The sequence below is a fragment of the Sporosarcina sp. USHLN248 genome, assembly GCF_037144575.1.
GTDB lineage: Bacteria > Bacillota > Bacilli > Bacillales_A > Planococcaceae > Sporosarcina > Sporosarcina contaminans.
On sequence record NZ_JBBCZC010000049.1, the window covers coordinates 1 to 24,372 of the forward strand.

At 39.8% G+C, this 24,372-nt stretch carries 23 protein-coding genes, 1 pseudogene and 1 other annotated feature; of the genes and pseudogenes, 18 read left to right on the plus strand and 6 right to left on the minus strand.

The genetic code is table 11. The annotated features are described in order from the left end of the window. Positions 1-115: 115 nt before the first annotated feature. The 3 genes and pseudogenes from WFH04_RS15810 to WFH04_RS15820 all read left to right on the plus strand — a co-directional run. Positions 116-265, plus strand: a pseudogene (locus WFH04_RS15810) (DUF6366 family protein); the annotation flags it as partial. 195 nt (positions 266-460) lie between these two features. Then, a complete protein-coding gene (locus WFH04_RS15815) occupies positions 461-1,480 on the plus strand; it encodes a serine hydrolase domain-containing protein (RefSeq protein WP_408020197.1) in 1,020 nt (339 codons plus the stop codon). A 328-nt stretch (positions 1,481-1,808) separates the two neighbouring features. Then, the gene (locus tag WFH04_RS15820) at positions 1,809-2,240 is read left to right on the plus strand and encodes an NUDIX hydrolase (RefSeq protein ID WP_336825023.1); all 432 of its coding nucleotides are present in this window, start codon (positions 1,809-1,811) and stop codon (positions 2,238-2,240) included. 149 nt (positions 2,241-2,389) lie between these two features. On the opposite strand, the gene WFH04_RS15825 is transcribed toward WFH04_RS15820, so the two are convergent. Then, positions 2,390-2,785, minus strand: coding sequence for a VOC family protein (locus tag WFH04_RS15825; RefSeq protein WP_336825024.1), 396 nt, complete (start codon positions 2,783-2,785; stop codon positions 2,390-2,392). Positions 2,786-2,989: 204 nt separating this feature from the next. On the opposite strand from WFH04_RS15825, the gene WFH04_RS15830 reads away from it, so the two are divergent. The 8 genes from WFH04_RS15830 to WFH04_RS15865 all read left to right on the plus strand — a co-directional run bounded on the left by WFH04_RS15830 (position 2,990) and on the right by WFH04_RS15865 (position 9,733). Continuing rightward, a complete protein-coding gene (locus WFH04_RS15830; protein ID WP_336825025.1) occupies positions 2,990-4,270 on the plus strand; it encodes a serine hydrolase domain-containing protein in 1,281 nt (426 codons plus the stop codon). 72 nt (positions 4,271-4,342) lie between these two features. Further along, positions 4,343-4,858, plus strand: coding sequence for a GrpB family protein (locus WFH04_RS15835; protein ID WP_336825026.1), 516 nt, complete (start codon positions 4,343-4,345; stop codon positions 4,856-4,858). 18 nt (positions 4,859-4,876) lie between these two features. Then, positions 4,877-5,377, plus strand: a complete 501-nt coding sequence (locus WFH04_RS15840; RefSeq protein ID WP_336825027.1) for an NUDIX hydrolase — start codon at positions 4,877-4,879, stop codon at positions 5,375-5,377. Positions 5,378-5,465: 88 nt separating this feature from the next. Next, on the plus strand, positions 5,466-6,218 hold the full coding sequence (locus WFH04_RS15845) for a class I SAM-dependent methyltransferase (protein WP_336825028.1): 753 nt from the start codon (positions 5,466-5,468) through the stop codon (positions 6,216-6,218). Positions 6,219-6,320: 102 nt separating this feature from the next. Next, complete coding sequence (locus WFH04_RS15850) at positions 6,321-6,686, plus strand: DUF2200 domain-containing protein (RefSeq protein WP_336825029.1); 366 nt, start codon at positions 6,321-6,323, stop codon at positions 6,684-6,686. Positions 6,687-6,846: 160 nt separating this feature from the next. Then, on the plus strand, positions 6,847-7,854 hold the full coding sequence (locus WFH04_RS15855) for a hypothetical protein (protein WP_336825030.1): 1,008 nt from the start codon (positions 6,847-6,849) through the stop codon (positions 7,852-7,854). 42 nt (positions 7,855-7,896) lie between these two features. After that, a complete protein-coding gene (locus WFH04_RS15860; RefSeq protein ID WP_336825031.1) occupies positions 7,897-8,808 on the plus strand; it encodes an alpha/beta hydrolase in 912 nt (303 codons plus the stop codon). Between the two features lie 475 nt (positions 8,809-9,283). Beyond that, positions 9,284-9,733, plus strand: coding sequence for an ASCH domain-containing protein (locus WFH04_RS15865; RefSeq protein ID WP_336825032.1), 450 nt, complete (start codon positions 9,284-9,286; stop codon positions 9,731-9,733). A 122-nt stretch (positions 9,734-9,855) separates the two neighbouring features. On the opposite strand, the gene metG is transcribed toward WFH04_RS15865, so the two are convergent. Both metG and WFH04_RS15875 read right to left on the minus strand, forming a co-directional pair. Next, positions 9,856-11,505 (minus strand): methionine--tRNA ligase, encoded by a 1,650-nt coding sequence (gene metG / locus WFH04_RS15870; RefSeq protein WP_336825033.1) that lies wholly within the window; start codon positions 11,503-11,505, stop codon positions 9,856-9,858. A 52-nt stretch (positions 11,506-11,557) separates the two neighbouring features. Further along, positions 11,558-11,815, minus strand: a binding site (T-box leader). A 53-nt stretch (positions 11,816-11,868) separates the two neighbouring features. Then, on the minus strand, positions 11,869-12,042 hold the full coding sequence (locus tag WFH04_RS15875; RefSeq protein WP_336825034.1) for a hypothetical protein: 174 nt from the start codon (positions 12,040-12,042) through the stop codon (positions 11,869-11,871). A gap of 489 nt (positions 12,043-12,531) precedes the next feature. Here WFH04_RS15875 and WFH04_RS15880 point away from each other — a divergent pair, with 489 nt between their 5' ends. The 3 genes from WFH04_RS15880 to WFH04_RS15890 are packed head-to-tail and all read left to right on the plus strand — an operon-like array spanning position 12,532 to position 15,585. Beyond that, positions 12,532-13,221, plus strand: coding sequence for a response regulator transcription factor (locus WFH04_RS15880; RefSeq protein ID WP_336825035.1), 690 nt, complete (start codon positions 12,532-12,534; stop codon positions 13,219-13,221). Continuing rightward, a complete protein-coding gene (locus WFH04_RS15885; RefSeq protein WP_336825036.1) occupies positions 13,199-13,378 on the plus strand; it encodes a hypothetical protein in 180 nt (59 codons plus the stop codon). Before WFH04_RS15880 ends, WFH04_RS15885 begins: the two co-directional genes overlap by 23 nt. Beyond that, on the plus strand, positions 13,378-15,585 hold the full coding sequence (locus tag WFH04_RS15890; protein ID WP_336825037.1) for a sensor histidine kinase: 2,208 nt from the start codon (positions 13,378-13,380) through the stop codon (positions 15,583-15,585). The genes WFH04_RS15885 and WFH04_RS15890 overlap by 1 nt, the downstream gene beginning before the upstream one ends. A gap of 43 nt (positions 15,586-15,628) precedes the next feature. Here WFH04_RS15890 and WFH04_RS15895 read toward each other — a convergent pair whose 3' ends face one another. Beyond that, positions 15,629-16,279: a CPBP family intramembrane glutamic endopeptidase gene (locus WFH04_RS15895; RefSeq protein ID WP_336825038.1), complete on the minus strand. Its 651-nt coding sequence runs from the start codon at positions 16,277-16,279 to the stop codon at positions 15,629-15,631. Between the two features lie 177 nt (positions 16,280-16,456). Between WFH04_RS15895 and WFH04_RS15900 the strand changes: the two genes are divergently transcribed. Together WFH04_RS15900 and WFH04_RS15905 are read left to right on the plus strand one after the other, a co-directional pair. Next, positions 16,457-16,789 carry a hypothetical protein gene (locus tag WFH04_RS15900; RefSeq protein ID WP_336825039.1) on the plus strand — a complete coding sequence of 111 codons (333 nt, stop codon included), beginning with the start codon at positions 16,457-16,459 and terminating at the stop codon, positions 16,787-16,789. Between the two features lie 82 nt (positions 16,790-16,871). Next, the gene (locus WFH04_RS15905; protein ID WP_336825040.1) at positions 16,872-17,336 is read left to right on the plus strand and encodes a DinB family protein; all 465 of its coding nucleotides are present in this window, start codon (positions 16,872-16,874) and stop codon (positions 17,334-17,336) included. A 58-nt stretch (positions 17,337-17,394) separates the two neighbouring features. Here WFH04_RS15905 and WFH04_RS15910 read toward each other — a convergent pair whose 3' ends face one another. Together WFH04_RS15910 and WFH04_RS15915 are read right to left on the minus strand one after the other, a co-directional pair. After that, complete coding sequence (locus tag WFH04_RS15910; RefSeq protein ID WP_336825041.1) at positions 17,395-17,877, minus strand: hypothetical protein; 483 nt, start codon at positions 17,875-17,877, stop codon at positions 17,395-17,397. Positions 17,878-17,992: 115 nt separating this feature from the next. After that, on the minus strand, positions 17,993-18,826 hold the full coding sequence (locus WFH04_RS15915; protein WP_336825042.1) for a TetR/AcrR family transcriptional regulator: 834 nt from the start codon (positions 18,824-18,826) through the stop codon (positions 17,993-17,995). A gap of 99 nt (positions 18,827-18,925) precedes the next feature. Between WFH04_RS15915 and WFH04_RS15920 the strand changes: the two genes are divergently transcribed. Both WFH04_RS15920 and WFH04_RS15925 read left to right on the plus strand, forming a co-directional pair. Further along, positions 18,926-22,012 carry an efflux RND transporter permease subunit gene (locus WFH04_RS15920; RefSeq protein WP_336825043.1) on the plus strand — a complete coding sequence of 1,029 codons (3,087 nt, stop codon included), beginning with the start codon at positions 18,926-18,928 and terminating at the stop codon, positions 22,010-22,012. A gap of 421 nt (positions 22,013-22,433) precedes the next feature. After that, positions 22,434-24,245 (plus strand): mechanosensitive ion channel, encoded by a 1,812-nt coding sequence (locus WFH04_RS15925; RefSeq protein ID WP_336825044.1) that lies wholly within the window; start codon positions 22,434-22,436, stop codon positions 24,243-24,245. Positions 24,246-24,372 lie beyond the last annotated feature (127 nt).

Genomic DNA, 24,372 nt, shown 5'->3' on the forward strand with positions numbered 1-24,372 from the left:
GGGAAGCCGTAAGGCATCCATTTCCTATAGGAGTCCAATAGACGGCCTCCAGCTGTCCGGATCAACTGGAAATTCTATCGGAAAGAGCTCTTACTACTAATATACGAGGAGAGAGAAACTGAGACAAAGAGAATTAAGGAGCCCTTTAAGCAGTATTCACGGTAGCAATCTGTCCGATTTAGTAGGTGGTTTAGGTTGGAAGGGAACAGTAGTAATTGTTCTTATATTAATAGCAACTTTAGTCGTGTACTCCCTTTTATTTTGATAAAGAGCTATATTTTTCTAACGATCTTTACTGAAAATTACGATTTGAATTGCATTTGAATAAATAATCCTATAAAATTTAACTATTATCTTGTAGATAGGGAGGAACAGTAAATGATCCGCTACATGGTATGAAAAAGATAGCTGAATTCCTTTAAAAACGAAGAATAGACGGAATTCAGGAGGAGTTAAAATGATGAAAGAACATAAGGAAAATCTTTTAGAAGAAAAACAGAAAGAACTTTTCTTTTCTGGTGCTTTTTATGCTAAAAAAGGCGATGAACTGTTAAAGGGTAGCTGCGGTTTCTCAAACCGTTCAGAAAAGATTTTAAATGAGTTGGATACGAGATTTTCGATCGCTTCGGGATGCAAAATCTTCACAGCAATTGCTATTTGCATATTAGTTGAAGAAGGGAAACTATCATTTGACTCGAAATTAAAGGACTGTGTTGATGTACAGTTCCCATACTTTCATGAGGACATTACGATCCATCATTTACTAACACATACGTCCGGAGTCCCAGACTATTTTAACGAAGAAGTAATAGATGATTTTGAGTCATTGTGGAAATCGTACCCAATGTACAATATTAGGTCTCCAAAGGATTTCTTGCCTTTATTTCAAAACGAAAAAATGCAAGCAGCTATTGGCAGTTCGTTCCAATACAATAATTCTGGCTATATATTGTTAGGTCTCATTGTAGAGAATGTAGCGGAATGTAGTTTCACTGAATTTGTCGAGAAACGAATCTTTCGTAAAGCAGGCATGGAGAGGTCTGGATACTTTGAAATGGACCGTTTGCCGGAACAAACGGCTCTTGGTTATATTGAAGAACCAGATGGTACATGGAAAACAAATGTGTACTCACTGCCAGCGAAGGGGGGCCCTGATGGCGGGGCGTACGTTACTGCTGAGGACATCGTGAATTTTTGGCAGGCATTAATGGATCACCGACTGCTGTCCGAAGAGATGACCAAAATGTTGTTGGAACCGCGCGAAATAGTAAATGAAGAACAAAATATTTATTATGGCTACAGTGGCTATATGTTATTAAACGACGATCAAAAGGTAGTTAAGTATATCCAAATGGGATACGATCCAGGCGCGAATTTCCGGGCGGTATACTACCCTGTTGAGAAAGCGACAATCGTAGTTTGTTCAAATAAATCCGACGGTGCCTATGAACTTCTGAAAGAGATTGAGAGCATCATATAATAAAAAAATGATAACAAAAGGGATTAACAAGGCTGTTAGTCCCTTTTGTTATACGATGCCTAAAAATAAAGCAATGAAACCTATAAAAAGTGAATTATGTGAGGAAGTTCAACCGATTGACTATTTAGTTTAATCAAAAACGATAGGTAATTAGGATAGAATCGTGTTTATCGAAATATGGCGCCATTCAACAAGACATTCAGCTACCTAACATTGCAAAATCTTTACCGATAAAGGGATAGGCAAAGATTGAGGCATATAGATTCCAACAATTTTTTTACTACGCAGTTCGCATAATTGTTAAGCAACTAATAGAGGGGGCGATGTTTTGGAACAAAATACAACGCATGTTTACACACCACCTAAACATTTTGTATCGGCTGCGACGATTGTACTCAATGATCAAAATGAAATTCTATTAATTAAAGGGCCGATGAGAGGTTGGGAAATGCCGGGTGGAATCGTTGAGGAAGGCGAGTCTTTGAAAGAGGCAGCAATTAGGGAAACGAAAGAGGAGTCAGGTATTGAAATTGAAGTTCTTAACTTCTGCGGGATATTTCAAAACGTGAATAAATCAATTTGTAATACGCTATTTTTAGCAAAGCCGATTGGGGGCAAATTAACAACTTCGGCAGAGAGTTTAGAAGTAGGATTCTTTCCAATTGAGATAGCATTGGAAATGGTAACTATCGGCAATTTCAGACAAAGAATAGAGTACTGTCTCGATCATAGTAAACAACCATTTTATGTGGAATTTTAATGCTTGAAAATAACGCTAATGCCTTATTAAAGGTATCGAGATATCTTGTATTAAGAAGCCGTCAACGATGAACAGATGCTATATTGTGTGAATGGCGGGACATTTGAGATGTTAAGAAGTGCATAATAAAAGACCTCCAATTGTAGAGGTCAAAATGCTACCAATTCTACTTTAATTCTATCTGGGTCTTCAAAATAAACAGCGTAATGCCCATCCCCTCCTGCAAAGGGATGTTTGTCAGTATAGAGGATTTTCACACCCTTTTCTTTTAACTTTCCTGTCATTTCGTCAACCTGTTGACGGGAACTTGCGTGAAATGCCAAATGATTTAGACCTACCCGACATCTATGATAAGGTATGTCCATAAATTTTTCGTCTGCTTGAACAAATACAATATATGTTTCTCCTATTTTCCAACTTTGTCCACTTTCCCACTCTTGAAACGGCTCATATCCTAATTCTTCTAATAGCCAACACCAAAAGTCAACTGAACTCTTCAAATCAGAAACATATATTTCAATATGATGTATAAGTCCTTGTGACAATGATATCCTCCCTTTTTACTACTCATATAATTATTTCAAATCGTAACGGTTTCAATATTAAATTCATCCTTCCAAGTTTTTTAATCCTATGGTTGGATTGGAAGTAAAGGTAGATGTAGACCACCTTTTCTTTTTAGTTTACTATAGTATACATCATTGTCGGTACATTCTGAATGAAATATAAATTATGTGTGGAGTGGGCCAATGCAAGCAATACAATCGAAACTACAAACGTATATAAACGAATATCTAAAGCTATGGGATTTTTACGGAGTTATCCAAGTAATTCGGAAAGGGGAGGTGCTTTTTGAAAAAGCATATGGTTACGCAAGTATCGAGTTTGGAATAAAAAATGATCTAAACTCCCGCTTCTCCATAGCATCTCTGTCAAAACAGTTTACCGCCTTTGCAATAATGCTCCTCTGTGATAAGAAAATGATAGATATCGATCAACCTGCAAACGTATACCTACCAGCCGATTTGAAGATTGACGCTTCAATCACGACTCATCATTTATTATCACATACCTCGGGTTTATATAATTTCACGAACTTTGAAGATGATTTTTTTGCTTGCTATAACCGAATGGAGTATTCTCGAAATGCTTTTTTCAAAAAGTGTATTAATAAAAAGCCGACAAAGATAGCTGGAACGGAATTTGATTACAATAACTCGAACTATAATTTGCTCGCATGGATCATTGAAAATGTTTCAGGAGAAACATACGAGGATTTTCTCCGAAACCACATTTTCCTTCCTTTACAAATGATGAACAGCGAAGTGGATGATGGTTGTAAACCGATTCAAAACAGATCATGTAATTACGTGAAAGATTTTGATGGAACAATTAAAAGTCCATATTTTAATGAAAAATTTAGCATTGGGGCAGGCGCTATCATTTCAAACTGCAAGGATTTGTACAAATGGTATATCTGTTTGCGGGATCGAAAACTATTGTCCTATAAAGCGTATATGAGGTTTTTTCGCGTAAATCAAAATAATTATTGCTATGGACTCGAGCATCAGCATATTTATGGAACAGATAAGTTTTCCCATGGAGGGGACCATCTTGGAATTAGTACATATATGCAAAATTTTTTCGATGAAGATCTTTGCATTATCATTCTCTCTAATAATGAAGCGATTAATCAGTATCGATTAGGAAATGCAATTTCGGATATTCTCCATCATGTTGACGTAGCTGTCCCGGCTAAACGTCGAGAGGTTCCATTGAATGAAAGTCAGCTTAGAAAGTATTGCGGAACATACTTGAAAGATAAAATTGAAGTACAATTCATAGATGGAAAATTATATTTTACAAGATTTTCCGGCAATCTGCATATTGAGATCTACCATGTGGGTGAGGGGAAATTTGTTCGAAGATATTTTGACCAAATTCATCCTTACAGCATTGTGGAAAACGAAAACGGCGAAATGTCGTTTTTTGGATATGCAAAGGAAACGAACGAGGGTTTTGCCGGATAAGCTTTAATAGGAAGAAACATGCATCGGCTTTATATAGTCTAAATGTTAGTATTTTGATAAGGAGGGGTTTATTTGAAAGTGCGGCTGTCTGAGTACGATAAAAATTGGATTCAAATGTTCAACGATGAAGCTCGATTTTTGAAAGATCTATTCGGAGAGGAAATCATCAAGTTTGAACATTTTGGGAGTACTTCTGTTCCAGGCATGAAGGCAAAGCCTGTTGTAGATATGATGTGTATCGTAAAAGACATTAAGAAAATCGATGCGTTTAATGAGCAAATGCATTTGTTAGGTTATGATGTTGCGGGTGAATGGGGAATTGAAGGTAGGCGATTATTTCGAAAGGGAGGGGAGAATAGAACCCATCATATTCATGTTTATGAGCAGGGCAATCCGCACATAGACAGACACTTAATACTGCGAGAATATTTGAGAACTCATTCCGAAGAAGTTGAACGGTATGCAAGTTTGAAAGAAAAGTTGGCTCTACAACACGATGATACAGCTTTTTACAGCAAAGCAAAAAATCCATTTGTAAAGGAATTGGAACAGCGGGCGTTGAATTGGTTTGAGAGCGAAGAATCATAGTGGAAGGTGGGGGATTTGATGGAGCTTTGGGATGTATATGATAAAAACAGAATGAAAACTGGTAGGGTACATGAACGAGGAAAACCGCTTACAAAAGGAGATTATCATTTAGTCGTCTCCATTTGGATCATTAATAGTAACCAAGAAATACTGTTGGCTAAACGGCATCCTGATAAGCGCTTTCCAAACATGTGGGAATGCCCCGGTGGGTCGGCTTTAGCGGGTGAAAACAGTTTAGAAGCTGCCTTGAGGGAAGTAAAAGAAGAAATCGGGATCGATCTATCGAGTGCTAACGGAAAATTGGTGAAAAGCGAAAGACGTCATCACAATTTTCGTGACGTTTGGTTATTTACCCATGATTTTTCCATCGAAGATACCGCGCTTCAGCCCGAAGAGGTAATCGATGCTAAATGGGTTACTATATTGGAGCTCGAAAAGATGTTTAATGAAGGCATTGTCGTTCCTTCCCTTGAGTATTATAAAAGTTTTTTCTTTGATAACGTTCAACAGCAGGGATAAATCGCTAAATGAATTGTTTTAGCATACATCACATTTCCGTTAGGCAATCGTAAAACCTAACTGATCACCAAACGGGAGATGGTTGATAATGAAACAAAATAAATACGATGATCCAAATTTCTTTTTAGCCTATGAACAAATGGCTCGTTCCGTTAAAGGACTTGAGGGTGCAGGGGAATGGCATATGTTAAAAGAGCTAATACCAGATTTAAAAAATAAGACCGTACTCGACTTAGGTTGTGGTTTTGGATGGCATTGTCGATATGCCCGTGAGCAGCAAGCAAACTTTGTGGTAGGTGTAGATATCTCAGAAAAAATGATTCAAAGAGCGATTAAAATGACAAATGATCCATTAATTTCTTACATTCAATCATCAATTGAGGATATCGATTTTCAAGATTCCCAATTTGACGTGGTGATCAGCTCGCTTGCATTTCACTATGTGGAGTCGTTTCAAGCAATTTGCAAAAAGGTTTATGATTATCTAAAGCCTGGCGGCAGTTTTGTTTTTTCTGTGGAACACCCCATTTTCACTTCTAGAAAAGAGCAGGATTGGCATTATGATGAGCAAGGGAACCGCCTGCATTGGCCAGTTGATAACTATCAAATAGAAGGTATACGTGAAACATTGTTTTTAAATGAGGATGTTACAAAATACCATCGGACGTTTGCAACCTATACAAACGATTTGATTGATGCAGGATTTATGGTCAGAGCAGTCAAGGAATCATTTCCTTCAAATGAAATGTTAAAAGGGAATCCCGAATTGGAAGATGAAAACCGGAGACCAATGTTTTTAATGATCTTGGCAGAAAAGAATGGAACTGTATTTTTTAAATAGGATCAATTGAAGCTTTGAGATCAAAAAACTTTAATTAGCGTTATAATAAAATAAAGTTTACTACAACTATTCCATCTAACCGAATGTGAAGGAGAATGTATGATGTCCAAACATAGAATTTACACAACAAGCTTTGCGAGTGTTTATCCACATTACGTTACGAAAGCAGAGAAGAAAGGACGTACAAAATCGGAAGTCGATGAAATTGTCCGTTGGTTGACAGGCTACAGCCAAGAAGAGTTAAAAGAGATATTGGAAAACGGAACGGATTTTGAAACGTTTTTTGCAGAAGCTCCCCAAATGAATCCTTCACGGGATTTGATAAAAGGGGTAGTTTGCGGTGTCCGTGTAGAAGAGATCGAAGAACCAACGATGAGGGAGATTCGTTATTTGGACAAGCTGATCGATGAATTGGCAAAAAGAAAAGCAATGGAAAAAATTTTACGCAAACCAATAGAGAAAATTTAGTTTCGGTATAAGGTTGTAAGACGTTTGCGATATTAAAATGATGTGTCGTTTGGTATCGCTTTTTTATATTATTATGCCGGATAAGGTGTGTTCTTATTAAAATCAACTTGAATGATTAATGAACAAAAGGGCAGAAAGTCTATTAAAGGGAGATAGAGAAATGAGAGTTTTTTTAATCGGGGTTGCATGTCTATTAGGTATACTTGTCGGTTGTTCTGATCAAACCGAAGATATTCATGAACTAAAAAAGCAAATCGATCAAATTACAATAGAAAGAGATTCTCTTTTAAAAACGATTGAAGAGGAAAGGGCATCGCACGAAATAGCGACGAATCAACAAATTAGTGATGATAATTCAATGATCACAGCAAAAGACATTGAACAATATCCGCAAACGCTTTATAAGAAAATAACATTAGACATTGATGGGGATGGAGAAGAGGAAGAAATTGAACTCTATGTAAACGCAGGGAAAATGGACAATGGCCAATTTGCTTGGGACGATGGTCAGAACTGGCTGTTAGTAGTAAAAGATGGGGAGGAAACGTATCCGCTTTTTGATGATTATGTCCAGTTAGGCTCAATCGACTTTGGCACAACAACCTTCGATGGCAAACCGGGAATCGTTATGCTTAAAACACAGCATGCCGATAAAATTGTTCAACAATTCACATACGATAAAAATGAAAAAGGATATCGGAAAGAGACTGTTTATAAAAAAGAGAACGTGAATGATCACTTTAATCAAACTGCATCGTATGCATTTTTTGAAGAGGCATATGAATTAATGGCAACAGCATTTACTAAGAAAACGCTATTCATTTTGGACGCAGATGAGCCTGCACTTCAAGACCCTCAGGAGAGAATGGCAATCATCGAACCAATCCTATCGGATGTAAGGCATGCTCAAGGGTTGTTGGAAATCGTTGCTGAATTGAATCAAGAGATGAATGTTTCTTTAGAAGGCGTAATCGCCCTGCTGAACGAAATGGCGAACAATCCGCCGACAGTTGAGCAAATGAATCAGTTGAAATCCATTCACAATACGTTCAAAGCAATTGAAACGGATGATTTGATCATGAAGGAAGAAAATGAGATCGATCCGGAAATTGCAGAGAAGCTTCAAGAACTTGGTTTTATTGTAAATGAAAAGCGAAGTGGAAAGTGATGGCTGTTAACCTTTATTAAATGGTACCTGACTTTAAAAAGGGTGAGTAGAATCAACCAAAATATAGTTATAAATAGCAGAAAAGTAGAGGTTGTACAAAAAGGAAGTCATGGAATACCAATCGTTCTATTGACTGGGATGGGGTGTTCCTTTGATGAGTGGCATGAAGTCACCGAGGAATTGAGTAAAACAAATAAAGTCATTATGTTTCATAGGCCAGGTCTTGGCATGAGCGAAATTGGGGAAGAGAGTAGAACGACCCGAGCAGTCGCTGACGAATTAATGCAATTGCTTCTTCAATTAACGATCCATGAGCCGATCATTTTGGTCGGGCATTCCTATGGCGGGTTATGTGCACAACATTTTATTAAATTATTTCCAAATCATATAAGAGGGGGTGTGTTTGTCGATTCCACTTCTGTTGATTTTAGCATTCTTGATACATTACATTTACCTATATTAGATGAGGATTCTTCAGACGAAGCGTGGATAGAAAAATGCAGCCTTTACTCTTCAATGAATAGGGAGGAACTGTGCAAAGTAATTAGCCCTTCGCTAACTGAGAAACAAAAGCAATTCCCACTCGCAATACAAGAAAGACTATTGGAATTCCAAGTAAATCCTACATTGTACAAAGCAATGCGTTCTGAGTTGGAAAACTGGAAAACAGATGCTGAAATTGTAAAGAGTATAGGTGAATTTCCTGATGTTCCACTTATCGTAGTCGGGAGGGATAAAGAATATTGCATAAAGCATGGCGTGGAGGAAGGGATTCCTGAATGGGAAATGCGAGTGTTTGAAGAGAAATGGCGAGAACTTATTACTGACCAGGCAAATTTATCTACGAAAAGCAAACTGATTTTTGCCGAGCGATCAGGTCATTTAATTTATTTGGACAGACCTGACGTAGTGTCACAGTGCATTACAGGTTTGTGTGTTAGAGAATTGGAATGATCAAATATTGAAGAGCTCAATTGGGAGATTTAAGTGCCATAATCCACTAAAAGGTAAGTGGTTGGAGATCTCTTTGCCTGAATCAGACCATCGGCGACAAAGCAGGAGTGTTTTTCTTGAAGAATACAATATATTTCTTTTTTATTGGAGAATCTTCTTTCTTGTTATTTTACTAGTCTTGAAATAAAAAGAATTAGTTTACATACCTTTTTAACGGTAATAGGTGGTATCATCATCTTTGTCGGAATACCAGAATCTATAAAAACGTTAAGTAAGAAGCATAAAGAAAAAGGTAAAGACGAGGAAGTTGATAATTAGCAAGTGAGCTTTTTATAAGATTGCATTTGGAATCGTTTTAACATTACCGGTTATTCTGGCGATTGTAGGCATGAAGGATACGTTCAGATGCATTGTTCTTCGTTGTTTATTTAACGCATTGGTACTAAAAAATGAATGCTTTAATGGGGGGAAAATGATGAATCAAGCTGCACAGACATACTGGAATGAGTACTGGAAAAACAAGGAACAACCTGAGTCTGTTGCTGCCTGGCAATTTGGGGGGAATCCTAACTATCTTGCCAAATTAGTAGTAGATGGCATTAAAACGGCAACTTGTTCCGGACATGTATTTTACGAACTGGAAAATGAACCGATCCCTCAAATAGGAGATTACAGCATTATTCTAAACAGTGAGGATCAACCTGTTGCAATCATTAAAACAGTGGAGGTTACACTATCACCGATGAATGAAGTTCCGGAAGAGTTTGCTATTGCGGAAGGTGAAGGGGACAGAAGCTATCAATATTGGTGGGACGTTCATGAAGAGTTCTTTAAAGAAGAATTACAAGCAATTGGACGCGAATTTACAAAGGACATGCTGCTTGTTTGTGAGCGTTTTGAATTGGTTGATGTGAAAAATAAGTGATGAACAAATTCATACGTGGGAACAGTGGGACCCCTTAAGTTCCATCATGTATACAAGAAAATATAGTGAAAAAACCGAGGCGACCGAAAGAGTAAAATTGAACGGACGCCTAAGGCTTCACTTTACTTCTCTTTAGTTAATGATTGTTTTTCGAGCCGCTCCAATTCCACCTCGATTTGCCCTTTGTCGATGCGTTCAAATAGCGGCTTCACTTGTTCCAATGTCAAATTCCTGATTTCGGTTTCCTTCCATTCAGGATTGCGCAGTTTCAGCATCGACTGCACTTCCTCACTTGAAAAAGGAAGGAATGGGGAGAGCAGCTGCGATAGGTTAGCGATGGCATAAGTGCAAGTCGCCATCGTCCGGTCACATGCCGCCGTGTCCTCATTTACTTGAAGCCACGGTTTTTGGTCGTCGAAAAATTTATTCGCATGGCGAATAAATGTAAAAACCGACTCGATTGCTTCCTTGAAATGGCCGTTTTCAATCTTGTCGCCGACAATTGCATACAGCTCCACGATGTTCTTCTTTATATCGGCATCGATTTCTGCAATTGGTACACTTCCTCCGTACGATTTTTCGATGAATTTTAATGTCCGGTTGACGAAATTCCCGTACGCCCCCAATAACTCCGAGTTATGGCTGTAAATGAACTCCCGCCATGAAAAATCAGCATCCCTGTTTTCTGGAGCATTTGCCGTCAGGAAGTAACGCAATGAATCCGGATGATAGCGGTCCAATAGGTCGGGCACCCATACTGCCCAGTTTTGACTCGTCGATAGCTTCCTTTTTTCTAATGTCAAATATTCATTTGAAACGATATGTGTCGGCAATGCAGCACTTTTGCCGATCCCTGAAAGAATGGCTGGCCAAATGATCGTATGGAAAGGAATATTGTCCTTGCCATGCACATAGTAAGAAATGGTGTCCTCATTCCAAAATTCCGCATCATCGGTACGATTTAGCGCAGCCCATTCCCGACTTGCTGAATAGTACCCTGTTACCGCTTCGATCCACACATAGATTTTTTTGTCCTCATAGCCGATAATCGGGATGCCGACGCCGTTCGCCAAATCCCTTGAGGCTGCCCGGTCATGAAGACCTTCCCGTAAATAACGTTCAGATTGGTGAATCGCGTTTTCACGCCATCTCCCCTCAGCTTTCGCATTTGCAACATATTGCTCAAGCTCATCTTGAAACGCACTTAATTTAAAATAAAAATGCTCAGTCTTTCGTACGGTAGGTTCATTGCCGCACAGCTTGCAAGTGCGATCCGTCAAATCAAGCGGATCTAAAATCGAGCCGCAATTGTCGCATTGATCGCCCCGTGCCCGGCTTCCGCAATACGGACAAATGCCTTCGACGAAACGATCAGGAAGAAACCGCTCGTCAAACTCACAATACGTCTGTTCCACTTCTTTTTTGAAAATAAAACCGTTATCCAATAAAGTCAAAAATACTTCCCGCACGACTTGATGGTGAAACGTGCCGTCAGTTCGTGTGTAAATATCATACGAAAATCCCAACCGAGAAAAACAAACGATAAACTCAGTATGGTATCGATCGGCGATTTCTTTAACAGGTACGCCCTCTAAATTCGCGCGTATCGAAATTGGCGTGCCATTGCAATCGCTTCCTGAAGCATATAGCACATTTTCACCTTTCAGTCGATAATACCTCGCCAAAATATCCCCCGGCAATAACGCCGCAATATGTCCCAAATGCAAAGATCCATTCGCATATGGCCAAGCTCCTCCTATAAAAACGCTCATCCATTCTTCCTCCTTTCAGGAAATCAAAAAACCCCATCCTTATCGAAAAAACGATAAGGACGGGGTTTGAATCCGTGGTACCACCTTACTTCACAGCCGACTTACGCCGAATGCCTCAAAAGTACACGCCAAAAAAGCAGTATACTTTGACGTGGATAACAAGCGCCAACCCTCGTCGCATCCTACTAGCCGGAAAGCGTTCAGTGCGAGGCTCAAGGATCATGTTCAAAAGATTTGTCCACTTCATTTCCACCGTCAGAAGCTCTCTATGCGACATCCTCTTTTTACTTTTCCCTTTCATTGCCTTTAGTAAGATGTAATTGAAATGATTATAGTTATTTTATTCGAAAAAGTCAACAATGTTTATCCGTTTGTAGGAGGACGTTGCTCTTCATCGTTCTTTTTCTTGTTGTTTCTATTTTTAGCATTGTCATTTTTACCGATGACATCCATATCGTCAGGACTCATGTCAAACCCGTATCCGAATTCTTCACGACCCAATGTGTTCCCTTTTTTAATTTTCTTTTCTTTCGACATACCTAATCACCTCCCGATGAATAAAAGGATGTGCTTGTAGGCTGCGGATTATGCGGAAATACGAATGTCTTCCTTACCAATATTGCTTGCAGCTGTTTATGTGATCGCCCACCATCTGGACGCATCCCTAGTTGATACGGTGGCAGCACTTCAATCGTTTTTTTGATAATATTCTCGGGGGAATGAACCCCAATACTCATAAGTGGAAAAGTTATGTTTGTTAAGGGAGATAGAAACCGGCAAGTAAAAAAGTTTCTCACCGATACTCGGCCCTTTACCACAGATTCAGAAGGACTTACCACCGTTTCAAGTATATTTTCCACCAATCCACCACCGCAGTTTGCCAACCTATCTTGTTTAGTATTCGTTCGTAGCGTATCTTTAGGTTCCTATCTTACCATCTTAAGAATTTCTTCATAATTAACCTGCGGGAATGTTAAGATTTAAGCAATACAATTGGTATCATAAGAGAAAAGCGAGGTGCGGATGATGGCGAGATTCACTGTCGTTGTGGCGGATGATGATAAGGAGATCCGCGATGGGATAGAAATTTACTTGAAAAATGAAGGTTATGATGTGCTAAAGGCGGCTGATGGGCGGGAGGCGCTTGATTTATTGCAAAATAATGAAGTACATTTGCTAATTCTTGATATTATGATGCCCAATATGGACGGGATTGCGGCGACATTTAAAATTCGGGAGGCGCAAAACATTCCGATCATTATGCTGAGTGCGAAGGCGGAGGATTCGGATAAGATTCATGGTTTGTCGGTCGGTGCAGATGATTATGTGACGAAGCCATTTCATCCATTGGAATTGATGGCGCGTGTCAAATCGCAGCTTCGCAGGTATGTGCAGTTAGGCACGTATGATGGGCAGAAGAAAGTGGAGATTGATGGACTCGTCTTGGATGAAAATGCAAAAGAGCTGTCTGTTGACGGGAAGCCTGTGAAACTGACGCCGATCGAGTATAAAATTACAGAGCTACTTATGAAGAATGCAGGCCGCGTGTTTTCCATCAACGAAATTTACGAGCGTGTATGGAATGAAGAAGCGTATAATGCGGAAAATATTGTTGCGGTCCATATTCGAAAAATCCGCGAGAAAATTGAAGCAGATCCGAAAAACCCAAGATATTTGAAGGTGGTGTGGGGCATTGGCTACAAAATCGAGAAATGATTGGACGGTCGTTTGGTCAATCTTGGCGATTGTACTTGCAATACTTACGATCATTTATTGCATGCCATCGATTGTAGAAATGATCAGTAACGGATGGGAACGTTCAACTCGGGCAATTGCCTATTTTACACGCATCATTAGAGGGGGCACTGCCTGATGAAAAGTAAATTTATGCTGTTCGTTTGGGCTGCGCTCGTTACGATTGTGCTCATTGGAAGTTTGTCGTTTGCGAGGCAAGGAATAGGACTGATTACCGAAGACTTTGCAAGCTCCAATGACATATCTTGGCGAATCGAAGAATTTTACGAGTACATCGGTCCTGCCATACTAAATCCGATTGATAAAGAAGAGGCGATGAAAAAAATTACTGTGACCGACAGTGAAATAGAAGAGCATCGAACTCGCTATGGAACATTGGCAGATCAGCTTTCTAATATTCACGATCAATATGTATCGAGAATTGCAGATGCCAAAGATAATGGCAATGAAGATCTATTAACGACATTAGTCGAAGAGCGCAATAAAAAATTGGAAGACATCAAAAAGAATTTTGAAAGTGATGCTCATGTAGAGGCGAAAATTCGTAAAGCTAAGGAAAGAGTTTTAGAGCAATATTTGAATGAAATTAAAATGAATTCATTTTCTTTGCCGATCGCCTATACACTTACAGACGTGGATACCGGTGAAACCTATACTTTCGGGGATACTTATGCATCATCCATATACAAAAAAGAGTTCAATGCATCTAATGGATATTTAAAGGCTTATTCATTGCCTGATAGACATGTGAGAGGGGATTGGTCTTCCATCTCTTACGATGATTCGGAAGTTTATGTAACAGACGAAGATATATTAAATATGGCCAATCCAGTAAAGTTGTTTGAAGGTGAAGTCATTATACCAAAAACTGTTATTGGAAAAGGCGGAGAGCTGTATTCACAGTATAAAGATTTCAATCGGGGAAAATCAATGACGTTTGCCTTCTATATTATCGGCCTTTTGGCACTAGGTGCGTTGCTTACTGTCGCTAAGTTTCAAAAAGAATGGGTGACGGAAACAGCGTTTGCAAATTGGTATTCAGGCGTTAAAGTAGATGCGAAGATTGCTTTATTGTTCGCTACATCCTTTATTTTGCTTGGCTATGTCGAAAGCCATTCTAATTTGCATAACTTTTTTATGTACCAAAGCTTAGGTAGATGGGGCGTATGGCTGACATCCTTCATAGTAGGAGGCGTGATTGTTACAGCTTTTCTTGCATTTCAGCTTGTAAATATAATTGAACGTTGGAAACAAATAGGTGTTTTTGAAGCTGATTTGAAAAATAGTTATACTGCTCAATTTTTTAAAGCGTTGCAAGAAATGTTCTTGAATCGATCGATCGGCGTCCAGTCCTTCATATTGCTAATTGGATTTTTCCTTGCCGGAATAGGTTTTGTCTTCGCGGCAATGAACCCGTTTCTTGTTGTGGTGTATGTCTTCTGTGTTGTTTTCTTTGCTCTGCCAGTGCTCTATATTTTCATTAAGCGCTCTGCGTATTTGAATCGCATATTGAAAGCGACGGAAGCAATGGCTGCTGGCCGGTTGAATGAAGACATTAAAGTCGAGGGTAGCTCGCCACTCGCGCAACATGCCAAAAACTTGAACAATCTTCGCGAAGGCGTCCGAGTTTCCATGAGTGAGCAGGCGAAAAGCGAGCGATTGAAAACCGAATTGATCACAAATGTAAGCCATGATTTACGTACGCCATTGACATCAATCATTACGTATACCGACCTATTGAAAGATGAAACGCTTGATGCTGAAGAGCGGGCGAAATATGTGGACATACTTGATAAAAAATCACAACGCCTTAAAACGCTGATCGAGGATTTATTTGAAGTGTCAAAAATGGCAAGCGGCAACTTGGAACTGAATAAGCAACGTGTCGATTTAACACAGCTATTGCAGCAGGCGCTTGCTGAACATGCTGAAGAAATTGCCGAATCGGGTCTTGATTTCCGAACGACTTTTCCGGAAACACCGTTCATCGCATACGTCGATGGACAACGCTGGTGGCGTGTATTGGATAATTTGATCGTCAATGCGGTTAAATATTCATTAAGCGGCACACGTGTGTATATAACGCTTCGCAAAATGGGAGATAATGCGGAGTTTGTTGTAAAAAACATAACAAAGTATGAATTAGGCGAAAATGTCGATGAATTGTTCGAGCGTTTCAAACGCGCAGATACAGCACGTCATACAGACGGTTCTGGGTTAGGATTAGCGATCGCACAATCAATCGTCGACATGCATAACGGACAGATGAAAATCGAATTAGATGGAGATTTATTTAAAGTGACGGTAACGGTTCCTGCTGGCTAATAAAATAGACACTGCACAGTTTAATTGTAACTGTGCAGTTTTTTTAATAAAAATAGTAAATCCATATCCCGATCAAAAGGATGCCTACATCCGCAAACATATGAATTGTCCAAGATGGCAGGATGGTTCTGCTTTTTTCATTTACAAGTTGAAAAATCAAACCGCCAACCCAAAGTCCGCCGACTGCCAATAGTAAAATCGGCAATGTAAACCAGGGCAAGAAGATAGCGATATGGTAAATGGCAAAAAAGAAAGGCGGCAGGATGAATCGCATTTTTGTTTCACCTAAAAGGGTAGGCAACAGTCCGCGAAAAAAGAATTCCTCAATGATCGAGTTTCCAATTAATATGTATAGTGCAATCAATGGAAAGACAGTAGGTGTAATGCCGGATTGCAACAAATCATCACGCAACGCAGCTATATCAATGAGCTGTTGCAATAAAAGAAAAGCGATGATAATGACTCCCATAACGAATCCGCCCAAAACGAGTGCTAGTCGAATGCTCTTTCGGTCCGCGTTCCGAAAGCGCAGAAAAGGAAATTTTGTTGAACGGAAAAGCATTAATGGAATGATAAGGAATAATAAAACTTTCGCTGCTGTTTTAATTCCATAGGATACACCTATACCTTGCTCAATCCACAATAAAATAAAGATGCTAACAATTGGGAAAAGAGATCCGAACCATTTTTGCATGCAATCACTCCGCAACTAATAAACTGTAGTTAGTTTGACGACAAAAACATAATGATGTTTCCTAAGCAAATTATTTCGAAAAATAGGTTTGATTGTGGTGAGATGAGGGAAAAGAAGAAGACTACTTCTCGCCTTGCACCGGATTTCCGTGTTTGAGGAGAAAAAGGAGGAATCCATATGACGATCGTAGATGGTAAATATCCGAATAAAAAGGACTTGGAACCGAAGATTTTGCATCCCGGTAAAGGGGCCAGACCTACGCATGAATTGCCTCTGGCGGACCCTGCCGACTCGAATTGGACGAATGAATTCCGTAAAAATGCAGAAGATAAAACAGGTATGGATCATCCATCCGCTTATAGTGAAAACAAGCCGCTTATAAATGAATTCCATACAGAACATACAGAAATGGGTGTACCCGAAAAATCCAATAGCCATGAGTTCAACAGGACGACACACGAAAAATGGAACAAGCAGAAAAGAAATGACAGACCGATCGATCTAGAATAATTGCAGAGCCTAACAACGTGGGCATCTGCTTTTCTTTTTTCATTTTCTTTTAGTATGATATAGAAAAAAGGAGGCGGATGAAATGGGAACAATTGAACAATTGAAATTTGCAAGAGGATACACGATCGGGCGCTTGTCATCATCAAAGGAAACTACTTGGGATGAACAGCCAACAGGGTTCAATAATACGATCCGTTGGAATGCAGGACATATTTATGTCACGATGGAACATTTTATTGGGTTGGTATTACCTACGTATGAAAAGCAGCACGAAGACTGGGGGCGATTCTTTGCTACCGGAACGAGCCCTGCGAATTGGGAAGGCCAACCACCGACAAATGAAGAAATCCTCGATGCTTTGCAGGAGCAGACAAACCGTGTATCCGCGGCCTTGGAAGGAAAATTAAACGAAGTCCTGCCAGAACCGGTTAAGTTAGGTACTATTTTTTCCATGGATTCGGTTGATGCCGTTGCACAATTCGTTATTTGGCATGAAGGTGTACACGCTGGTGTTATTCATGGGTTGAATCGAGTAATTGGTGAGTGACATAGAGGCTTTCAACAACAAACGTAGCAAAATGTGTTGCGTTTGTTGTTTTTTAATTTCAATTTACATGGATATCAAATGCGTAAGTCGCTTTTCCGTTGTTCCATTCCACAATCACCTCATATATATAATGCCCCTCTACCACAGGGAGAGTCCATTCATCACCATATAGTTCAACTGCTTTATTTGAATGATCCTCGTTCCATTGTTTAATCTTAATAGAAGAAGGGGAGTGATCAAATTGAATGTTCACTGTAGCGCCTTTATCGACGTGTAATGTATCGAATGCTTCTGATAGCTCATATATGTCTAAACCACTGAGACTTCTGAGAATCAAGTCATGATCTCGCCACTCATAATCCCCAATTGCCATTGTATAGCTTTGGTCATCTATAATAGCGATTCCTTCTGTTTGGCCATTCGTATGAAATGAGGATGTTTGCTTACAGCCAGCTAAAATAATAACAATGAAAATAGAACGGACTATATTTTTCAGTATAATACCTCCTCTGACAGTGTTTTTTGTAATAAACCCAAACATTTAAAATGTATGATCATTATACGCGAGTTTCAATTGATTTTGGATGCCTATGATTTACTATATTGATACTCAATAAAAAAACTGCACCCGAACTATGATGCAGTTTCCACTATCATTACTCCATATGAAAATGCTTTCTCAAAACATAAGCAGCCCATTTACAATGCGGGTGCTGCTGAATATTTTCCAATAGTCCTTTGATAATTGCCGGGTGCATTGTTGATTCCAATAGTTCTTGTTTGAGAAGGATCAATGAGTCTTTTTCAATTGAATCATCCATTTCTTCAATGTTTTTATTCACAATTTGGAGTACATTCTCCAAAGTGAGTTCCTCCATGGGCTGATCGATGAGTTGGATCAGCTCGTCGGTAATGAATGGTATGGTCATATTTTTAGCTAAAAGATTCGTTTTTTCAACGAGCGACTGAACTAATGATTCCATATCTAATGGCAATTTATAGAGCAAAAACAACTCTGAGTAAGTGTTCATCAACCCTTTTATGCAAAAAGCCAAGTCATATCGTAATTCTTTTTGCTGCTCCCCATACAGCCGATCGATCATTGTTAAAATCGTTTTTTCAACAGCTTTATTGTAAACATGTATTTTGGAGAAAAGATCTTCATTGAAAGACTGTGTCATTTCTTTCGCAATTATTTTTGCAAAGTCAGAGTGTTTGCTGAAAGAAGTATAAATATAGTGATAAAAATTATATAAAAGTTCCGCATCGTTTTTCGTCTGATTGACCACGTAGTCAATATCTGCGGTAAACTGTCTCATAAAGTGATCGATCAATGCGATTATCAATTCATCCTTTGATTTGAATGAAAGGTAGAACGCTCCTTTGGAAATACCGCAATGGTCTGTTATTTGCTGAACCGAAGTCGCTTCAAACCCACGCTCTGCAAATAACTCCACGGCTTTCTCCATAATTAGTTGTTTTTTCGTCATTTCTTTGCCTCGCTTCCATACTCTTTCGTTTGACAATTGACCGATTAGTCACTATGATAAATAACTGAGTCAAATCTGTCAAATAGGGGAGTGTAATATTTGAAAGGCTTAGTCAATTTTGTTCTTAAGAATAAATTAGCAGTTTGGTTGCTTACGATTATTATTACAGTCTCTGGGGTTTATTCTGCAACGCAGATGAAAACAGAGACATTGCCGGATATTTCGATTCCGTATTTAATGGTGATGGATGTTTATCCGGGAGCAACTCCTGAGCAAGTTATGGAAGAAGTTTCGATACCTTTGGAAAGAGCGGTAGAAAACTTAGACCATGTGAAGTCTGTATATTCAAACTCATATTCCAATATGTCCAGTATTCAAGTTGAGTACGAATATGGAATTGATATGGATGAAGCGAAGCGGGAATTATCATCCGCATTAGAAACAGTAACAATGCCTGATGATGCTCAAGAACCTGTAATTACGGCAATTAGCATGAATATGATGCCTGTCGTTGCATTAAGTGTCAGCAGTACATCAGAAGATATTGTTGAATTGACTTCAACAGTTGAAGATATCTTGCTTCCGAAAATCGAAAAAATCGATGGCGTTGCATCCGCGACGATTTCTGGGCAGCATATCGAAGAAGTGGAGCTTACATATGATGATGAGAAAATGGCTCAGCTTGGATTGGATGAAGAATCCGTTAAACAAATGATCCAAGCAAGCAATATGGAAGTTTCTCTTGGTTTATATGAATTTGAAGAAGGTGAACAAGCGGTCGCTGTAGATGGCAAGTTCATGACGGTTGATGAGTTGAAAGGCATGCTCATCCCCGTAACGCCTTCTGAAGCAAATCCTTCCCCGTTCGTGAAGTTAGAAGAGATTGCTACGATTGAAAAAGTGGGTAAAGTGCAGTCCGTTTCCCGAACAAATGGAGAAGACGCAATTGCGATTCAAGTTGTCAAAGGGCAACGAGCGAACACGGTCGATGTTGTCAATGAAGTGAAGAAGTTAATTAAGGAAGAAGAAAAAGCAATCGATGGCCTGATTGTAGACGTATCACTCGACCAAGGCGAACCGATTGAATCATCTGTTTCCACAATGGTTGAAAAAGCGCTGTTCGGCGGATTGATTGCAGTACTGATCATCTTGCTGTTTTTACGTGATATTAAATCGACCATTATCTCGATTGTGTCGATTCCGGTTTCGATTTTCATGGCGCTTATGATTTTACATTGGTTGGACATTACGTTAAATATTATGACGTTAGGTGCGATTACAGTCGCAATCGGCCGGGTGATCGATGACTCCATTGTCGTAGTGGAAAATATATACCGGCGAATTCATTTGAAAACCGAAAAATTGTCGGGACGTGCATTGATTCGCGAAGCGACGATTGAAATGTTTAAACCGATCATGTCATCAACACTTGTTACAGTAGCGGTATTTGCACCGCTTATCTTTGTAGGCGGTATGGTTGGTGAGTTGTTCATGCCATTTGCTTTGACGATGTCGTTTGCACTTGGTGCTTCATTGCTTGTTGCGATTACAATCGTGCCGGCTCTATCACACTTCCTTTTCCGGAAAAAGATCTATGGAGAAAAGCCGGAAAGCCAGCATAAAGAGGCAGGTAAAATGGCGAATTGGTATAAGCGTGTCTTAGGATGGACACTGAACCATAAAGTCATCTCGTCCGTTATCTCTATTGTGCTGTTAGCGGGAAGCTTGGCACTCACTCCATTAATAGGTTTTAGTTTCTTAGGCAGCGATGAAGAGAAAGTGATGTATTTAACGTATACACCGGCGACAGGCGAGCTAATGGAAGACACGCTCAAGAATGTTGAAGTTGTAGAAAAAGAAGTGCTAAAGCGTAAGGACATTGATATTGTCCAATTGTCCATCACAGATAGCTCCGATCCAATGGCCGCAATGATGGGTGGCGGGTCGAATGGTGCATTAATGTATTTGATCTTTGATCCGGACATGGAAAACTTCCAAGAAGTCCGTACTGAAATTGAAGACTATGTATTTAATATCGGCCAATCAGGTGAGTGGAAGAGCCAAGACTTCAGTTCAATGGGCATGTCCACAAATGAAATTAGCTATACATTCTTCAGTGAAGATTTGAACGACTTGAAAACAGCAGTACAGCAAGTCGAAGAAGTAATGGGAGAAAACAAAGGCATTGAAGACGTTTCTTCAAGCGCTGAAGATGCATATGTTCAATATACATTGAAAGCAACACAAGATGAGTTGCTGCAATACGGATTGACGACAGGCCAAATCATTATGATGCTGAATCCGACAAGAACACAAGAAGTGTTAACGACCGTCGGGAAAGATCGCAATGAATTGGAAGTAGTCATAAAACAAGAAGAAGCAGAACAACCAAAATCGATTGATGAAATATTGGCAACGGAAATTCCGACAGCAGTTGGCACGACGATCAAACTATCCGATATTGTAGAAATGGAAGAAGGCTCGACGTACAACACGTTGTCTCGAAGCAAAGGCCAATATTATGCAACTGTTTCTGGTAAATTAATAGAAGATGATGTGTCCAAAGCGACTTCAGAAGTCGATAAAGCAATTGAGGAATTGGATCTGCCGAAAGGTGTCAACGTCGATACAGCTGGTGTTGCAGCTGATATGGAAGAAGCATTTACACAGCTTGGCATGGCGATGCTTGCCGCAATTGCGATTGTGTACTTCATCCTTGTCGTAACTTTCCGTGAAGGTGTTGCACCGTTTGCAATTCTATTCTCATTACCATTTGCGGTGATCGGTTCCTTCGTCGGACTGTTAATTGCAGGAGAAACCATTTCCGTTCCAGTTATGATGGGTCTCTTAATGTTGATCGGTATTGTCGTTACGAATGCCATCGTTCTTGTAGACCGCATCGTCCGTATGGAACGCAGCGGAATGAAAATGCGCGATGCTGTGTTAGAAGCCGGCGCGACACGTTTGCGTCCGATCTTAATGACTGCCATCGCGACAATCGGTGCGCTTATACCATTGGCATTAGGCAATGGAGCAGGCGGCGGATTAATTTCGAAAGGCTTAGGCATCACGGTAATTGGCGGTCTTGTCAGCTCGACATTATTGACATTGATTGTCGTTCCAATTGTTTACGAAATCCTATCGAAAATGTTCAAGAAAAACCGAATGGAAGTTGAAGAAGATTAAGTAAGAAGGCGGAGGGGGAATTTCGATTCCTTCCTTCGCTTTTTTGGTATCTGCATTTCGATGTAGTATCAATCATGTGGTTACTTTGAAAAATGTTATCTTGAATATTGGGATTTTATAGTGTCTTGAAAATTGATTTCTACACAGTTTATTGCAGTTTCAATTTTAATGTTGATTACCAACGAGTCTAGCAGAGAGGCATTTCAACACGCTTTTTTCTCTCCAGGGGACCTTTTTAGTTGTATGTTCGGCAATGTTTTTCTTGAGAGGTATACTTTTATTGGTGAGAAGTCATAAAAAGTAAATTGATTATGAAATCCCTTATATGAATCGCTTGCCAACTTTATAGACAAATAGGTTTAGCTCAGTCCATTTGTAGGAATAGTCGAAGTAAGATTGTAAATGAATGGAGGACGCTGCAATGTTTAGAGACTTGTATTTGTCGAATATTTTTAGTTGGCTTCCCGAGCTGATCATTGGCTTGCTTGTCTTGCTGGTCGGCTTTTTCATTGCGAAGGCAGTTGAAAATGCTGTCCGGAAAAGGCTGAAGAAGTCGCGTGTCAATGAAAGGTTGGATGTAGAAGAATCAAAATGGAATATGGAGAAAATCATCGGAAAGGTCTTCTTCTATGGAATACTTCTCTTGGCCTTCCTGCTCTTCTTTAACATCATGAATGCTTCCATGATAGCTGCTCCTTTCATGACGATGTACTCCGGAATTGGCGGTGCGGTTCTTAGTATATTAAAAGCTGGGCTTATTTTATTGCTTGCTTGGGTATTGGCGTTAATCGTTAAGAAGGTACTATTGACGGTAGGCAAAAAACTAAACTTGAATAAGTATGTTGCAAAAGCAGGGGCCTCACCTAAAGAGGTGGATCAATCGAAATGGGTTGAGACAGCGGCAAATATTTCGTTTTACGTTATTTTGCTTATTTTCATTCCTGCTGTCTTGCACGCATTAGGATTAAGTGGCATTAGCGGTCCGTTTGAAGGCATGCTATCAAGCATTGTCCATTTCATTCCTAAATTGGTCGCAGCCGTGCTTATTTTCTTAGTAGGCTGGCTCGTTGCAAAAATTGTGCGCAATATTTTAACGAAGCTATTGGAATCGGTCGGTGTTGATCGTGCGGCTCATAAGTTGAAGCTTTCTTCGTACGTGAAGGGGACGAGCGTTTCGAGTGTAGTCGGAACAATTGTGTTCATCCTCATTATGTTGCCTGTAACGATTTCAGCTTTGGAAGTGTTAGACATTGAAGGGATTTCACAGCCTGCGATCGCAATGCTGAATGATATGATGACGATGCTGCCAAAAATTGCGGTAGCCATTTTCCTTGTTTTAGTCGGCGTATTGTTAGCGAAGTGGATTAAAGGGATTATCGTCTCACTATTGGACAACTTGGGAATCAATTCTTTATTCGGCAAGATGGGAGTTAAACAAACAGGCATTACAATGCCGACGCTTTCCCAAATGATCGGAACGATTGTCCAAGTGATTGTCATTTTGCTATTTGCAGTAGAGGCTTTGCAAGTGTTGAACTTGCATTTCATGGTCACTTTGGCAACAGGTATCTTTGCATACTTGCCGATGGTAATCGCTGCTTTGATCATTTTAGCGGTAGGATTCTACCTATCGAACTTGGCTGAAAAATTTGTCGGCAGCATTTTGACGACGAAAAGCGGCAGCCCGCACATATTGCGTTATGTAGCGAAATACGCAATCTTGGCATTTGCCTTCTTTATGGCGCTCAGCCAATTAGGCATTGCGCCCGCAATTATTAACGCTGCCTTCATACTTACCCTTGGCGGAGTGGCGCTAGCTTTCGGACTTGCATTCGGTTTAGGAGGGAAGGAACATGCATCCCGCTATTTATCCAAAATGGAAAGCAGTTTGCAAGAGGCGGACGTTTCCAAAGAGAATTGGGAACAGACGAAAGGTGAAATGAAGCAGAATGCGCGTCAAACAGCAGACAAAACAAAACGAGCAATGGACGAAGCAGTTCGGGAACAAAAACAATATAATGGGGATCAATACCCGAATAAACAAGACTATGAAACTTCTTCCTCAGATGAACTGCCATTGGCTGATCCGGCTGATTCAAATATGACTGATGCATTTAAAGATAATGACCCTACAGTATCCAATACAGACGACGGATTCAACACACCTGAACCTGGTGAACGTTATCCTTACGATGAAGACCGAGGGAATGATATTGATAGGGATAAACAATAAAATAGGAATAAGAAACGGGCTGTCCAATAAGTCCCTAAAATAGAACAGGTGGCGAAAAACGAATCGTTTTTCGCCACCTGTTCTTGTATTTTTCTCATTCAATACTGAAAGTAGCTCGCGGATGCCG